Raw genomic sequence first — 15,791 nt, forward strand, 5'->3', positions numbered from 1 at the left:
GAGGCGATCATATGAAAGAAAAACAAGTTTTTTATGTAAATGGTTTTCTCGGTATTATCGGGATTTTAATTTTAGCCGCTATCGGTGTATTTTTCCTTGTACAAGAAATTTTCATAGGAGCGGCATTAACTATTATTTTAGCCGCCGTTCTTGCTACAGGTATTGGTATTGTTCAACCAAACCAAGCAAAAGTTATTACGTTTTTCGGTAATTATTTAGGAACAATTCGTCAAAATGGTTTATTTTTAACAATTCCATTCGCATTCCGTCAAACTGTATCGTTACGTGTTGAAAACTTTAATAGTAAGAAGTTAAAAGTAAACGATATTGAGGGAAATCCAATTGAAATTGCAGCCGTTATCGTATATAAAGTAGTTGATTCTGCAAAAGCAATGTTCGGTGTTGAACATTACGATCGATTTGTAGAAATTCAAAGTGAAACAGCAATCCGCCACGTCGCAACAAAATATCCTTATGACAATTTCCAAGATGAAACTTGCATCACGTTACGAGGAAATACTGAAGAAATCTCTGAAGAATTAAAACGTGAGTTAGAAGCGCGCCTTGAAATCGCTGGCGTAGAAGTATTAGAAACTCGTTTAACACATTTAGCTTACGCAACAGAAATTGCCCATGCAATGCTACAACGTCAACAAGCAAAAGCAGTATTAGCTGCTAGAAAAGAGATTGTTGAAGGTGCTGTGAAGATGGCGAAAGATTCAATCCATATGTTAGATGAGGAAGGCGTACTTGAATTAGATGACGAGCGTAAAGCAAATATGGTGAACAACTTATTAGTTGCCATCGTTTCAGATAAAGGTGCGCAACCAGTTATTAATACAGGAAGCCTATACTAAAGGGTTGTAAATCATTATGGCTAAAAAGAAAAGCTTTCCATTACGTATTGATCCTGAATTACACGCAGTCATCGAAAAATGGGCGAATGATGAGTTTCGTAGCGTCAATGCACACATCGAGTATTTACTTCGAGAAATGGCAAAGCAAAAAGGAAAATTGAAAAAAGATAAAGATGCATAAAAAATCCCGCTGAGAAATCAGCGGGATTTTTTAATACAATGATGATGTTTTCTTTGTAATTATATCGAAAAATACAAATATAACATTATTAATAGAGGTGGTTCGCTTTGCCTATAAAACATTACTATAAAAAAACGAGTTTATTATTTATTGCACTACTCTCATTCAATCTTGTCACTTGCTCAAATAAACGACCAACAATTGATACATCCAATAAAGAATATAGTTTTGAAACCGCCGAAAAATATGGTGATGTCATTCAAAAGAATGACACAGTTTACAATATCGAAAAATTAGATATCTTCATTAAAAAATATAATTCAAATAAGAGTCACTCCATTCGCATCACTCGATTTAACGAAAAAGATGAGCCTCTCATCATAGATTTAACAGTAAAAAAAGGAAGAGAGACAACATCTTTGTATTATGATGTTGATTACTCAAAAACAAGCGACCGAAATACAGAAAACAAAAAAATTCAATATTCCAATAGTAGTTGCCGAAAAATTTCAAAGAAAGTTTCATCAACAGCAATAACTTATCAATTACAATGCCCTGACATTATTGATCTTATAAAAGTTCCTAAATAAAATAATAAGAAAAGCGGAGAATGAACTACCTCATTCTCCGCTTTTCTTACCGCTAAAACATTTAATATTACTAGCTTCTCGTCATCTCATGACCAATTGCACGATATCCTATATCACTTCGGTAAAATAGACCATCACTCTCAATTTTACCGATTTCTTTATACACCTTATCTTTCGCCGCTTGTAAACTGTCCGCCTTACAAGCAACAAATAGTACACGGCCACCATTTGTTACAAAGTCACCATGCTTCATCGCTGTACCTGAATGGAAAACAATTACATCGTTCAGTGCATCTAATCCTTTAATAATGTCACCTTTTTTATATGCTTCCGGATACCCTTTCGAAGCAAGTACAACACCAATTACCGCTTCCTCTGACCACTGTAACGTTAATTCACTTTCATTTAATACAGCGTTACATACATCAACTAAATCATTTTCTAAGCGAGGTAATACTACTTCCGTTTCAGGATCACCAAAGCGTGCATTAAATTCAATTACCTTTGGGCCATCATTTGTTAAAATAAGTCCCGCATATAAAATCCCTGTAAACGATCGATTTTCTGCAATCATCGCTTTAGCAGTTGGATGTAATACTGTTTTTATCGCCTCTTGAACTGCTGATTCCGAAATTTGTGGTACTGGAGAATACGCACCCATTCCGCCTGTATTTGGACCTTTATCACCATCAAAAGCTCGTTTATGATCTTGCGCAATTACCATCGGATGCACAGTTGTTCCATTTACAAATGCCATTAATGAAAATTCTTGTCCATCTAAAAACTCTTCAATAACGACCTTCTTGCTCGCTTCGCCGAACTTCACATCTTGTAGCATCTCTTTCACAGCTTGTAATGCTTCTTCAAGCGTCATTGCTACCGTTACACCTTTACCAGCAGCTAGGCCGTCAGCTTTAATAACGATTGGCGCACCAACTTTTTGAATATACTGTACTGCTTCTTCATAGTTTGTAAAAGTTTCATATGCCGCAGTTGGAATATCATATTTTTTCATCAATTCTTTCGTAAAAGCCTTACTACCTTCAATAACAGCAGCCGCCTTATTTGGGCCAAACACACGAAGTCCCTCTTCTTTAAAGCGATCAACAATTCCATTCATAAGCGGAATTTCTGGTCCAACGAAAGTTAATTCAACCTTATTCTCTTTAGCAAATAAAACTAATGCGTCAAAATCATTTTCATCAATATCAACTGGTGTTGCAACATCGCGCATACCTTCATTACCAGGTGCTACATATACCTTTTCCACCTTTTCAGATTGCGCAAACTTCCAAGCTAAAGCATGCTCACGCCCACCGCGGCCAATTACTAAAACATTCATATTTCATCCCCCAATACTTAAATAAGTACAAACTAGAAGCTCTGCTCCTAGTTTGTTTTCATATCAATAAAAGTTTAAAAAGGAGGATCAAGAGCAACGACGACATGCGACAGTTATCTTGACCGGACTTTTTAAATATCCTCTATTAGTGTTTGAAATGACGTACGCCAGTGAACACCATCGTAATCCCATACTTATCCGCAACTTTGATAGAATCTTCGTCACGGATTGATCCGCCTGGTTGAATGATTGCTGTAATCCCTGCTTTTGCTGCTTCTTCCACTGTATCTGGCATTGGGAAGAAAGCATCAGATGCAAGTGCGCTACCTTGTGCCTTTTCGCCAGCTTGTGTAATTGCGATTTTTGCAGAACCTACACGGTTCATCTGTCCCGCGCCTACACCAACTGTCATGTTATCATTCGCTAAAACAATTGCGTTTGATTTCACATGTTTTACAACTTTCCAAGCTAGTTTTAAATCTTTCCACTCTTGCTCTGATGGTTCACGTTTTGTCGGAATTGAAATTGTACTTTCATCTAATGATAACGTATCTTCCTCTTGAACGAGAAGACCACCTTGTACAGAAGTTAGTTTTTTGCTTGCACTTGTCGCTTTTTCAATATTTACAGTTAGTAGACGTAAGTTTTTCTTACTTTGCAATACTTCTAAAGCTTCTTTTGAGAAAGAAGGTGCAATAATGATTTCTAAGAAAATTTCGTGTAACTTTTCTGCTGTAGCTTTATCAATTTCACGATTTGCTGCAATAATTCCACCAAAAATTGATACTGGATCTGCTTCATAAGCGCGTGTGTATGCTTCATGAATATCAGTACCCACTCCAACACCACATGGATTCATATGTTTTACTGCTACTACTGCTGGCTCTGTAAATTCTTTTACAATACTAAGTGCTGCATCTGCATCATTAATATTGTTGTAAGATAATTCTTTACCGTGTAATTGTTCTGCGTATGCAACAGAAGAAGTTACAGCGAATGGTGCTTTATAGAAGGTTGCTTTTTGATGTGGATTTTCTCCATAGCGTAAATCTTGTTTTTTCTCAAATGTCACTGTTAATGTTTCTGGGCTTTCTTCACCCATTTGCTCTGTTAAGTAGTTAGAGATTAACGCATCATATGCCGCTGTATGACGGAATACTTTCGCTGCTAATTTACGTTTTGTTTCTTCTTTTACTTCACCGTTCTCTTTCAGTTCTGCTAATACAACATCGTAATCTACTGGATCTACAATTACCGATACAAATTTATGATTTTTCGCAGCAGAGCGAATCATTGTTGGACCACCGATATCAATATTTTCAATTGCATCAGCAAATGTTACATCAGGCTTAGCGATTGTTTCTTTAAATGGGTATAAGTTAACAACAACAAAATCAATTGCTTGAATACCTAATTCATTCATTTGTGCTACATGCGTTTCATTATCACGAACCGCTAATAGCCCACCATGAATATTTGGGTGTAATGTTTTTACACGTCCATCCATAATTTCCGGGAAACCAGTTATTTCAGAAATACCGATTACTTGTAAGCCGTTTTCTTCTAGTAATTTTTTCGTACCACCTGTTGAAATAACTTCAATCCCTTGTTCTAGTAAACCTTTAACAAATTCTACTACTCCTGTTTTATCTGAAACACTTACTAATGCACGCTTTTTCATTTATCCTTCACCCCTGGTTGTATGTTAGTTAACAGTTGTTTCTTTCGCAGACTGAACAATTTGATTCACTGTATTTACGTATAATTTATGTTCAACTTGTTGAATTTTCTTTTGTAAGCTTTCTCTCGTATCCCCTTCAGAAACAACTACTGCTTCTTGCGCAATAATTGGACCTGTATCCATACCTGCATCTACATAATGAATTGTTACTCCAGTTACTTTCACACCTGCTTCTAACGCTTGACCGACAGCATCTTTACCAGGAAAACTCGGTAATAGTGACGGATGAATATTAATAATCTTCCCACCATACGCTCCTAATAAAGTCGGCCCAATTAAACGCATATATCCAGCTAAAATGACATAATCAATCTCATACTCTTCTAGCTTCTTTAATATTTCTTTTTCAAATGCTTCTTTTGACTCATATGCTTTCGCTGAAAAGGCGAAACACGGAATATGATGATAATGTGCCCGTCCAACAGCACGTGCTTCTGGTTTATCACATACTAATAAACTAATTTCTGCATCCAATCTTTTTTCTTCTACCGCATTAACGAGAGATTGAAAGTTAGAGCCGCTTCCAGAAGCAAAAACTGCTAATCTACTCATAGTGCCGTGCCCCCATTGAAGGTAACGCCAGTTCCTTGTACAGTACGTCCAATAATACGAGCTGTTTCTCCTTGCTCTTCAAGAAGACGAACGATATCTTTTGCCTCTTCTTCCTTCACCGCTACTACCATACCAATACCCATGTTAAAAATATTGAACATTTCTTTCTCTTCTAGTTTTCCCATTTCTTGAAGTAAACTGAAGATCGGTTGAATTTTCCAAGATCCTAATTCAATTTCTGCACCGATTCCTTCTGGTAACATACGTGGAATATTTTCAATGAATCCGCCACCTGTAATATGCGCCATACCGTATACTTCATATTTCTTCAATAGTTCTAAAATAGGTTTGACATAAATTTTCGTTGGTTTTAATAATTCTTCACCAAGAGGTAGTTCTAAGCGTCCGTAAATGCGATCTAAAGATAGTTCTCCATCTTCTAGTAATAATTTTCGTACTAAAGAATAACCATTACTATGAATACCGCTAGATGCTAAGCCAATTAATACTTGACCACCTTCAATTTTTTCACCTGTTACAATTTTCTTTTTATCAACAATTCCAACTGTAAAACCAGCTAAATCGTATTCTTCCATAGAATACATTCCTGGCATTTCAGCTGTTTCTCCACCAATTAATGCACAACCAGCTTGGCGACAGCCCTCTGATATACCTTTGACGATGTTTTCAATTTTACTAGGTTCAGCTTTACCACAAGCAATATAATCAAGGAAGAAAAGCGGCTCTGCTCCTTGGACAACAATATCATTTACACACATTGCTACTGCATCAATACCAATTGTGTCATGTTTATCTGCCATAAAAGCGAGCATCAATTTTGTTCCCACGCCATCTGTTCCAGATACTAATACAGGTTCTTCTAATGCAAATTTTGATAAATCAAACATACCTCCAAAACCGCCTAGACCGCCTAGTACTTCTTTTCTCATTGTTGTTTGTACGTGTTTTTTCATGCGAGATACCGCTTCATATCCAGCTTCAATATCTACTCCTGCTTGCTTATATGCATTCGCCATCGTTATCTACACCTCGTCTTTTAATTTCTCCCTATTCAGGGCGGGCCATTTTAAGAAAGAAGCTAGCTTCTACATCAAAAGAAGTAGAAGCTTTTTTCTTCTTATTTCATACTTTCTAAAAGCTCTTGCTCATAATCATAAAGAGCTGTTGGATAATCTCCATTGAAGTACGCCATACATAGACCGCCGTATTTCCCTTCATATGGACGTCCAATTGCATCTACTAATCCATCTTCACTTAAAAACGTTAAAGAATCTGCTCCGATGATTTGACGGATTTCTTCTATTGAATTATTTGCTGCGATTAATTCTTTTCTTGTTTGAATATCAATGCCATAGAAACATGGATACTTAAGAGGTGGTGAAGCAATTCTTACATGGACTTCTGTCGCTCCAGCCTCGCGAAGCATACGAACAATTCGTTTACTCGTCGTTCCTCTTACGATAGAATCGTCAATCATCACAACTCGTTTTCCTTCAACTACGCCTCTTACTGCTGAAAGCTTCATCTTAACCCCTTGCTCACGCAGTTCTTGAGAAGGTTGAATAAACGTACGTCCAACGTAACGATTTTTAATTAATCCTAACTCATATGGAATTCCTGTGGCTTCCGCATAACCAATTGCCGCTGAAATACTAGAGTCTGGTACACCAGTAACAACATCAGCTTCAATAGGAGCTTCTGCCGCCAAACGTTTTCCCATGTTTTTACGTGCTGCATGGACGTTAATACCTGCAATATTAGAATCCGGACGTGCAAAGTAAATGTACTCCATACTACAAATTGCATGATCTACTTCATTTGTAAAACGATCTACATGAATTCCTTCATCATTGATGATAAGTAATTCACCTGGTTCTACATCACGAATGTATGTTGCACCTACTACATCGAAAGCACATGTTTCTGATGCTACAACGTAAGCATCTCCCATCTTTCCAATTGAAAGAGGACGGAATCCATTCGGGTCTAGCGCAACGATCATTTCATTTCCAGTTAGTAAAAGATATGCAAACGCACCTTTCACTTTATTTAGAGCTTCTTTTACACTTTCAATTAAAGAATCTTTCGTACTACGTTTAATGAGATGTAGAAGTACCTCTGTATCTGAACTTGTTTGGAAAATACTTCCCTCTGCCTCTAATTCACGACGAAGCATCTTTGCGTTAATTAAATTTCCGTTATGAGCTAATGCCATACTATGATCAGAAAAACGGAATAATAATGGTTGAACGTTAGCAACTTCACTTCCGCCAGCTGTCGCATATCGTACGTGTCCAATTGCTGATTTTCCGTTTAAGCCTTCTAGCTCACCTCTTGAAAATACTTCCGATATTAAACCTAACCCCTTGTGACCGACGATTTTCTCACCATTATTTACGACGATGCCTGCGCCTTCTTGTCCACGGTGCTGTAAACTATGCAATCCGTAGTACGAAACTTGTGCTGCATTTTCATGCCCCCAAATTCCGAAAACGCCACATTCTTCATTTAACCCCTTTATTTCAGCAAGCATGGGATTGCCCCTTTCCAAGCCTTTCTCATTTCATCTACATTTGCTGTAAGTAATACTTCATTTTCTTCATTATGAATTGTTACTTCATTTGTATTTGTCACTTCTCCAACTTGAATTGCTTCTACCGCCGTCTCAAACGCTTCTTTATTTTCACGTTTTACAGTTATAACGAAGCGAGATTGTGATTCAGCAAATAATGCCGCTGTTGCTTCTCCATCTAATTTCACAGTAGCACCTAAACCATTTGCACCAATTGCACTCTCAGTAATTGCAACTGCTAAACCACCTTCTGCAACATCATGAGCAGATTGAACAAGACCAGCTTGAATTGCTGCTAATACTTGTTTTTGACGTTTTAATTCTACGTCTAGATCGATGCTTGGTGATTGACCGAAAATTTTGCCGTGAATCATTTTCTGTAATTCACTTCCACCAAACTCAGCTTTCGTCTCTCCGATGATATAAACTAAATCGCCAGCTTGCTTAAACTCTTGTGTTGTTACATGTTTTAAATCGTGTACAAGTCCAACCATCCCAACTGTCGGTGTTGGGTATACAGCTTCACCACTACGTTCGTTATACATTGATACGTTTCCGCCGATAACTGGCGTTTGTAATATGCGACAAGCTTCACTCATACCATCTACTGATTTCTCAATTTGCCAGAAGATTTCTGGTTTTTCTGGATTACCGAAGTTTAAGCAATCTGTAATTGCAAGTGGCTCTCCCCCAGAACATACGATATTACGCGCTGCCTCTGCTACTGCAATTTTACCGCCCACTTCTGGATCTAAATAAATGTAGCGAGAGTTACAATCTGTCGTCATTGCTAATCCTTTTTCTGTACCGCGTACACGTACAACTGCTGCATCTGAACCTGGTGTAACAACTGTGCTTGTGCGAACTTGATAATCATATTGATCATAAACCCACTCTTTACTTGCAATCGTCGGTTGTTGTAATAGAGCGAATAACGTTTCTTTATAATTTTCTACTTTTGGTGTTTCCATTTTCATTGCCTGGAATTCAGCAAAGTATGCTGCTTCTTTTGATGGCTTATGATAAATTGGTGCTTCTTCTGCAAGAGCATCTGCTGGTACTTCAGCTACCTTTTCACCTTTATGGAATAAGCGAAGCATTTTGTCTTCCGTTACTTTCCCCATCGTAACGGCTGCAAGACCATACTTCTCAAATAAATCTACTATTTCTTGCTCTCTACCCTTTTTCACAACGATTAGCATACGTTCTTGTGATTCAGATAGCATCATTTCATATGGTGTCATTCCTGTTTCACGTTGTGGTACATCATCTAAGTACATTTCAATACCCATACCTGCTTTACTTGCCATTTCTGCAGAAGATGATGTTAAACCAGCTGCACCCATATCTTGAATTCCAACAAGTGCATCCGACTGAATAAGTTCTAAGCAAGCTTCAATAAGAAGTTTTTCCATAAATGGATCTCCTACTTGAACTGCTGGACGCTTCGCTTCTGAGCTTTCAGATAACTCTTCAGATGCGAATGTTGCACCGTGAATACCGTCACGACCAGTTGATGCTCCTACGTACATTACTGTGTTTCCAGCACCGTGCGCTTGCCCCTTTTTAATATCTTCATGATTAATTAAGCCTACGCACATTGCATTTACAAGTGGATTTCCTTCATAACATGGATCAAATTGTACTTCGCCGCCAACAGTCGGAATGCCGATACAGTTACCGTATCCTGCAATCCCTGCTACTACTTCTTCGAATAAATATTTCACACGTGGTGACTGTAATTCACCGAAGCGAAGTGAGTTTAATAGAGCTACCGGGCGTGCTCCCATAGAGAATACGTCACGGATAATACCACCAACGCCTGTTGCTGCTCCTTGATATGGTTCAATAGCAGAAGGATGGTTATGACTTTCCATTTTAAATACAACCGCTTGATTATCACCGATATCTACAATTCCAGCACCTTCCCCAGGTCCTTGCAGAACGCGCTCACCTGTTGTTGGGAATTTTCGAAGTACTGGTTTTGAATTTTTATAACTGCAATGTTCAGACCACATAACAGAGAATAATCCTGTTTCTGTATAATTTGGCAGACGGCCTAAAATCTTTTCAACCATGGCAAACTCTTCGTCTGTTAGCCCCATTTCCGCATATATGCGCTCTTCTTTAATTTGTGTTGGATTTGGTTCAAGCATTAACGACATATGTTTCCCTCCACTGTTTTAAGATAGATTGAAAGACTTTTAACCCTTCAGCACCGCCAAGTAATTCATCTACAGCACGCTCTGGGTGTGGCATCATACCAAGTACATTTCCTTTTTCATTTACAATACCAGCAATATCTGAAACACTTCCATTCGGATTTTCTACGTAACGGAATGCGATTTGATTATTCTCTTCTAATTGTTTAAGAGTCTCTTCATCACAATAGTAATTCCCCTCACCATGCGCGATTGGAATATTGATTACTTCATCTTTTTCATATTGTGATGTAAACATCGTTTCATTATTTTCAACACGCAGCTGAACTGTTCGGCACATAAATTTTAAGTTTTCGTTTCTCATTAACGCTCCTGGTAGTAATCCTGATTCAACAAGAATCTGGAATCCATTACATACACCTAAAATCGGCTTTCCTTGCTCAGCAGCTTTTTGCACTGCTTTCATTGCATTCGCGAAGCGAGAAATAGCACCACAACGTAAATAGTCACCGTAAGAGAATCCACCAGGTAGTAAAATTGCATCATATTCATCTAAATTCTCTCTATCGTGCCAAACGTAATCTACTTCTTCACCAAGCTCATCTTTAATTGCATGGAACATATCGACATCACAGTTCGAACCTGGGAATACTATGACTGCAAATTTCACTGTGCGACAACCTCCTCAACTTCATAACGGAAGTCTTCCATTACAACGTTTGTTAATAGTTTTTCACACATTTCTTTTACCTTTGCGTCAAGGTCAGATACTGATTTATCAATTGTTAATTCCATATATTTTCCGATTCGAACGTCTTGTACTTCTGTGAACGAAAGACTATGAAGTGCCCCTTTTACTGCTGTTCCTTGTGGATCTAATACGCTTTCTCTTAATGTTACATATACCTTAACTTTATACATGTGAAATTCCCCCTAAACGTTTTAAAATCTCTTCATAAGCTTCTGTTAAATTTCCAAGGTCACGACGGAATACGTCTTTATCAAATTTTTCATTGCTCGTTTCATCCCATAAACGGCAAGTATCTGGTGAAATTTCATCTGCTAAAATGATTTTTCCTTCATCTGTTACACCAAACTCTAATTTGAAATCTACTAGTCTTACACGACAGCTTGCGAAATGATCAATCAACACTTGATTGATTTGTAGAGCCATATCTCGTAATACGCTTACTTGCTCTGGTGATGCAACGTTTAATACACGAATATGATCTTCCGTTACAAGCGGATCTCCTAAATCATCATCTTTGAAGTAAAATTCTACGATCGGTTCTGCAAGTACAGTTCCCTCTTCCATTCCTAATCGTTTTGAAAGACTTCCTGCAATTACATTTCTTGTGACAACTTCTAGAGGAATAATACTCACTTTTTTAACAAGTTGCTCTGTTTCAGATAACTTCTCTACAAAATGTGTTTTTATTCCTACTTCTTGTAACTTTCTGAACAATAAAGTTGTAATCTCATTGTTCAAACGACCTTTTCCTGTAATCGTCTCTTTTTTCTCCCCATTGAAAGCAGTCGCACTATCTTTGTACTCTACCCAAACCATATCTGCTGATTCTGTACGATAAATTCTTTTTGCCTTACCTTCATACAGCAATTCTAGCTTTTGCATTTCGCAAGCCCCCTGTAGTTTGAAAAATGTGAATAATGTTTTTATAAAGAATGGCACAGAATGACTCTATTCTGTGCCATATGAAATTTTACGCTTCATTTAACCCAAGGCGTTCAAAGATTGTATCAACGTGTTGCATATGATGCTCATAGTTGAAGCATTCATTAATTTCTTCTTGTGATAACTTGCTCGTAATACGCTCATCAGCTTCTACAAGCTCTTTAAATTGCACTTGTGTTTCCCAAGCTTCCATCGCTTTAGGCTGTACGATATCATAAGCTTCTTCACGTACCATACCTTTGTCGATTAATGTAAGCATTACACGCTGAGAATAAATTAAGCCGTATGTTCTTGTCATATTGCGTTTCATATTCTCTGGGTATACAGTTAAGTTTTTAACGATATTACCGAAACGATTTAACATATAATTTAATGCGATTGTAGCATCTGGTAAAATTACGCGTTCTGCCGAAGAGTGAGAAATATCACGCTCATGCCATAATGGAACATTCTCATATGCTGTCATCATATAACCGCGGATAACACGAGCTAAACCAGTCATATTTTCTGATCCGATTGGATTACGTTTATGTGGCATTGCAGAAGAGCCTTTTTGGCCTTTTGCAAAAGCCTCTTCAACTTCACGTGTTTCACTCTTTTGTAAACCACGAATCTCAACTGCCATCTTTTCGATAGATGTTGCGATTAGTGCAAGTGTTGACATGTAATGAGCATGGCGATCACGTTGCAATGTTTGTGTTGAAATTGGTGCTGCTTCTAATCCTAAGTTTTCACAAACATACTTTTCTACGAATGGATCGATATTTGCGTATGTACCAACCGCACCAGATAATTTACCAACGCGAACTGTATCAGCAGCTTGTTTGAAACGCTCTACGTTACGTTTCATTTCTTCATACCAAAGACCAAGTTTTAAACCAAATGTTGTTGGTTCTGCATGAACACCGTGTGTTCTTCCCATCATGATCGTGTATTTATGCTCTTTCGCTTTGTTAGCTAAAATGCTTACAAAGTTTTCTAAGTCTTTTAATATGATTTCATTCGCTTGTTTTAAGATGTAAGATAGCGCTGTATCTACTACGTCTGTAGATGTTAAACCGTAATGAACCCATTTACGTTCCTCACCTAATGTTGGTGTTTCTGATACAGCACGAGTGAATGCAACTACGTCATGACGTGTCTCTTTTTCAATTTCATAAATACGATCAATATCAAATGATGCATGCTCACGGATTTTTTTAACATCTTCTTTTGGAATATCGCCAAGCTCAGCCCATGCTTCACAAGCTAAAATCTCAACTTCTAACCATGCTTTAAATTTGTTCTCTTCCGTCCAAATTGCACCCATTTCTGGGCGTGTATAACGACTAATCATCTTTTTCCCTCCAACAGTTGTTCTTGATGGTCCCAAATATGCAAACTCTTCGCTTTTTCTAGAGCGACTTCAATATTATCATTTAAAATATTAACATGCCCCATTTTTCGCTGCGCTTTTGCTTCTTCTTTTCCATACAAGTGTAAATAGCACCCGGTTAATCTATTCACTTGTCTTAGGACCCCTTCTATATGTTCGCCTAAAATGTTTACCATGACAACTGGTTTTAACAAATTTGTTTCTCCAAGAGGTAAATTACAGATTGCTCGAATATGTTGACCGAATTGACTCGTTTCACATGCATCCTGTGTATAGTGTCCTGAATTGTGAGGTCTTGGTGCTAATTCATTAATATAAATCTCACCATCAGCTGTAGCAAACATCTCTACCGCTAGTGTTCCCACAAGTTCTAGTTCATCCGCGAGCACTTTTGCATAAGCAATTGCTTTTTGAGAAAGTTCTTCTGTAATGCGAGCTGGAACGATAGATTCATGCAAAATGTTATTTACATGAATATTTTCCGCTACCGGAAATACTTTCGTTTCACCACTTACACTACGAATCACAATAACTGATACTTCTTTTTCAAAAGGCACCCATTTCTCTAAAATACACTCTGCTGCATTCGCAAGCTCTCGCGCTTTATCAACGTCAGCCTCACTTCTTAAAACAACTTGACCTTTCCCATCATATCCGCCTGTCGTCGTTTTCAAGACGGAAGGATATGATAACTCAGTGATTGCTTCAGTAAGCTGATCTTGATTTTGAACTATTCTATACGTTGCTACTGGTAGCCCAGCTTTCTCAATCGCATTCTTTTCTGTAAAACGATTTTGTGTTTTACTTAACAACTGACTGCCTTGCGGTAAGTAAGCATGTTTTTCAAGCCATTTTAAACATCTATAATCAATGTTCTCAAATTCATATGTGACAACATCACTGATCTCCGCTAAATGCTGAATTGCTTTTAAATCGTCATATGGTGCAACAATTTCAATATCAGCAACTTGTGCACATGGTGAATTTTTTGTAGGATCTAAAACAGCAATTTTATATCCCATCTCCTTAGCTGCCAATGCCATCATTCTTCCTAGCTGGCCGCCTCCAATAATGCCGATTGTTTTTCCAGGTAAAATGATTCTCGTCATACTAGCTCACTACCTTCGCGCACATCTTTTTTAATTGCTTCTCTTCTCAATTCTAATGCATCATGTATATCATCATGGAATGATCCAAGTATTTGTGCAGCAAGTAAACCAGCATTTGTTGAACCAGCCTTACCAATTGCAACAGTTGCAACTGGAACCCCTCCTGGCATTTGGACGATGGATAATAATGAATCTAAGCCGTTTAACGCTTTTGATTGAACTGGAACTCCGATTACAGGAAGATTCGTCTTCGCTGCAACCATCCCTGGTAAATGCGCTGCTCCACCAGCTCCAGCAATAATAACTTTCAACCCACGTTCACGAGCCGTCTCTGCATATTCAAACATATAATCCGGAGTCCGATGAGCAGATACAACTTTTTTCTCATACGGTATATTTAATTCATCTAAAATGTCACAAGCATATTTCATTGTTTCCCAGTCTGACGTGCTTCCCATTATGACTCCAACTAGTGATTTCATATTAGAATCCCCCCGATTCAAATAAAAAAAGCCTGAAATAGAACAGTTTCTCTTTTACTATGAGAGAAAGTGCTCTACTCAGGCATACGTATCCCTTGTGAATAGAAAAATACCGAGTGACTTTCCCTCATAGTCTAACGAATAACGGTCGTTAGGTAGAGACTTGCAGGCCATATCCCCGCGATTATATGAGGTCTTATATATTATTCTTTCTATGGCTATATTAACAATATTTCATAAACAATGTCAATAAATAATCGAATGTTTTTTTATTACTCGCCAATAACGTTCGTGTTTTAGTTATATTCAAAAGAATAATTGTAACTATATGCAAGAAGGATAAGAAATTAGAATTTATATTTCTAGAGATCTATTGTACACATAACGGTTTGTATACTTATTCCGTATGCTTTAATATAAAGCATATCATTTATATTCATTTTATTTATAAGGAAGACAATAATGAAAAAACGAACTACACTTTTTTCGTATTTATTCCTTTTTATCGCAGTCTTTGCTGTAATGATTGAATACTTATTTATATCATCCCACATTTTTAAATATATACTTGTGGTAGAAATAACGTTTCCTATCATAAAGATTATTTTAGGAACACTCGGAAAACCTAGAGAACAAAAAATCATTGCTAGTACTTTAAACAGCCTCTATTCCATTCTTTTCTCTTCTTTAAGATTATTTAATTTATGGATTATGACATTTGGTAAATAAAAATAAACACAAAAAAACCTAAGTCGAATCGACTTAGGTTTTTGCTTGGCGACGTCCTACTCTCACAGGGACAAGGTCCCAACTACCATCGGCGCTAGAGAGCTTAACTTCCGTGTTCGGTATGGGAACGGGTGTGACCTCTCTGCCATCATCACCAAACTATGAAGGCATATTCCTTCAAAACTAGATAACATTTGCTTCATATTATATGGTTAAGTCCTCGATCTATTAGTATTCGTCAGCTCCACATGTCACCATGCTTCCACCTCGAACCTATCAACCTGATCATCTTTCAGGGATCTTACTAGCTTACGCTATGGGAAATCTCATCTTGAGGGGGGCTTCATGCTTAGATGCTTTCAGCACTTATCCCTTCCGCACATAG

General features: G+C 37.6%; 16 protein-coding genes, 2 rRNA genes and 1 riboswitch. Of the genes, 4 read left to right on the forward strand and 14 right to left on the reverse strand.

All coding sequences use genetic code 11. The features are described from left to right. Positions 1-11 precede the first annotated feature (11 nt). The 3 genes from ACSG5Z_RS26355 (at position 12) to ACSG5Z_RS26365 (ending at position 1,628) form a co-directional block, all read left to right on the forward strand. Complete coding sequence (locus ACSG5Z_RS26355; protein WP_000660682.1) at positions 12-857, forward strand: SPFH domain-containing protein; 846 nt, start codon at positions 12-14, stop codon at positions 855-857. Positions 858-873: 16 nt separating this feature from the next. Continuing rightward, a complete protein-coding gene (locus tag ACSG5Z_RS26360) occupies positions 874-1,038 on the forward strand; it encodes a type II toxin-antitoxin system antitoxin (protein ID WP_001085171.1) in 165 nt (54 codons plus the stop codon). A 107-nt stretch (positions 1,039-1,145) separates the two neighbouring features. Beyond that, entirely contained in the window at positions 1,146-1,628 is a 483-nt protein-coding gene (locus ACSG5Z_RS26365) for a DUF4362 domain-containing protein (protein WP_435712550.1), read from the forward strand. A 70-nt stretch (positions 1,629-1,698) separates the two neighbouring features. Here ACSG5Z_RS26365 and purD read toward each other — a convergent pair whose 3' ends face one another. From purD to purE, 12 genes are all read right to left on the reverse strand, one after another. Continuing rightward, positions 1,699-2,970, reverse strand: a complete 1,272-nt coding sequence (purD, locus tag ACSG5Z_RS26370) for a phosphoribosylamine--glycine ligase (RefSeq protein WP_435712552.1) — start codon at positions 2,968-2,970, stop codon at positions 1,699-1,701. A 145-nt stretch (positions 2,971-3,115) separates the two neighbouring features. Then, positions 3,116-4,651 (reverse strand): bifunctional phosphoribosylaminoimidazolecarboxamide formyltransferase/IMP cyclohydrolase, encoded by a 1,536-nt coding sequence (purH, locus tag ACSG5Z_RS26375; RefSeq protein WP_087982214.1) that lies wholly within the window; start codon positions 4,649-4,651, stop codon positions 3,116-3,118. Positions 4,652-4,675: 24 nt separating this feature from the next. Next, a complete protein-coding gene (purN, locus tag ACSG5Z_RS26380; protein ID WP_000088583.1) occupies positions 4,676-5,263 on the reverse strand; it encodes a phosphoribosylglycinamide formyltransferase in 588 nt (195 codons plus the stop codon). Beyond that, on the reverse strand, positions 5,260-6,300 hold the full coding sequence (gene purM, locus ACSG5Z_RS26385; protein ID WP_087982210.1) for a phosphoribosylformylglycinamidine cyclo-ligase: 1,041 nt from the start codon (positions 6,298-6,300) through the stop codon (positions 5,260-5,262). The genes purN and purM overlap by 4 nt, the downstream gene beginning before the upstream one ends. A gap of 101 nt (positions 6,301-6,401) precedes the next feature. Then, positions 6,402-7,817, reverse strand: a complete 1,416-nt coding sequence (gene purF, locus ACSG5Z_RS26390; protein ID WP_000879030.1) for an amidophosphoribosyltransferase — start codon at positions 7,815-7,817, stop codon at positions 6,402-6,404. Further along, positions 7,802-10,021, reverse strand: a complete 2,220-nt coding sequence (purL, locus tag ACSG5Z_RS26395) for a phosphoribosylformylglycinamidine synthase II (protein WP_435712553.1) — start codon at positions 10,019-10,021, stop codon at positions 7,802-7,804. Before purL ends, purF begins: the two co-directional genes overlap by 16 nt. Continuing rightward, the gene (purQ, locus tag ACSG5Z_RS26400) at positions 10,005-10,688 is read right to left on the reverse strand and encodes a phosphoribosylformylglycinamidine synthase subunit PurQ (protein WP_000666772.1); all 684 of its coding nucleotides are present in this window, start codon (positions 10,686-10,688) and stop codon (positions 10,005-10,007) included. The genes purL and purQ overlap by 17 nt, the downstream gene beginning before the upstream one ends. Continuing rightward, a complete protein-coding gene (purS, locus tag ACSG5Z_RS26405; protein ID WP_000278821.1) occupies positions 10,685-10,939 on the reverse strand; it encodes a phosphoribosylformylglycinamidine synthase subunit PurS in 255 nt (84 codons plus the stop codon). Before purS ends, purQ begins: the two co-directional genes overlap by 4 nt. Beyond that, positions 10,932-11,651 (reverse strand): phosphoribosylaminoimidazolesuccinocarboxamide synthase, encoded by a 720-nt coding sequence (gene purC / locus ACSG5Z_RS26410; protein WP_087982204.1) that lies wholly within the window; start codon positions 11,649-11,651, stop codon positions 10,932-10,934. Before purC ends, purS begins: the two co-directional genes overlap by 8 nt. Positions 11,652-11,739: 88 nt before the next feature. After that, positions 11,740-13,047: an adenylosuccinate lyase gene (purB, locus tag ACSG5Z_RS26415; protein ID WP_000625686.1), complete on the reverse strand. Its 1,308-nt coding sequence runs from the start codon at positions 13,045-13,047 to the stop codon at positions 11,740-11,742. Continuing rightward, the gene (purK, locus tag ACSG5Z_RS26420) at positions 13,044-14,195 is read right to left on the reverse strand and encodes a 5-(carboxyamino)imidazole ribonucleotide synthase (protein ID WP_088061521.1); all 1,152 of its coding nucleotides are present in this window, start codon (positions 14,193-14,195) and stop codon (positions 13,044-13,046) included. Before purK ends, purB begins: the two co-directional genes overlap by 4 nt. After that, a complete protein-coding gene (gene purE, locus ACSG5Z_RS26425) occupies positions 14,192-14,677 on the reverse strand; it encodes a 5-(carboxyamino)imidazole ribonucleotide mutase (protein WP_000839368.1) in 486 nt (161 codons plus the stop codon). Before purE ends, purK begins: the two co-directional genes overlap by 4 nt. A 110-nt stretch (positions 14,678-14,787) precedes the next feature. Next, positions 14,788-14,889: riboswitch (purine riboswitch) on the reverse strand. 250 nt (positions 14,890-15,139) lie between these two features. Between purE and ACSG5Z_RS26430 the strand changes: the two genes are divergently transcribed. Continuing rightward, positions 15,140-15,406 carry a hypothetical protein gene (locus tag ACSG5Z_RS26430; RefSeq protein WP_087982199.1) on the forward strand — a complete coding sequence of 89 codons (267 nt, stop codon included), beginning with the start codon at positions 15,140-15,142 and terminating at the stop codon, positions 15,404-15,406. Between the two features lie 43 nt (positions 15,407-15,449). Here ACSG5Z_RS26430 and rrf read toward each other — a convergent pair. Together rrf and ACSG5Z_RS26440 are read right to left on the reverse strand one after the other, a co-directional pair. After that, a 5S ribosomal RNA gene (gene rrf / locus ACSG5Z_RS26435) occupies positions 15,450-15,565 on the reverse strand. 49 nt (positions 15,566-15,614) lie between these two features. Beyond that, a 23S ribosomal RNA gene (locus ACSG5Z_RS26440) occupies positions 15,615-15,791 on the reverse strand; the annotation flags it as partial.

The sequence above is a fragment of the Bacillus pretiosus genome (genome assembly GCF_051294775.1).
Taxonomy (GTDB): Bacteria; Bacillota; Bacilli; order Bacillales; family Bacillaceae_G; genus Bacillus_A; species Bacillus_A wiedmannii.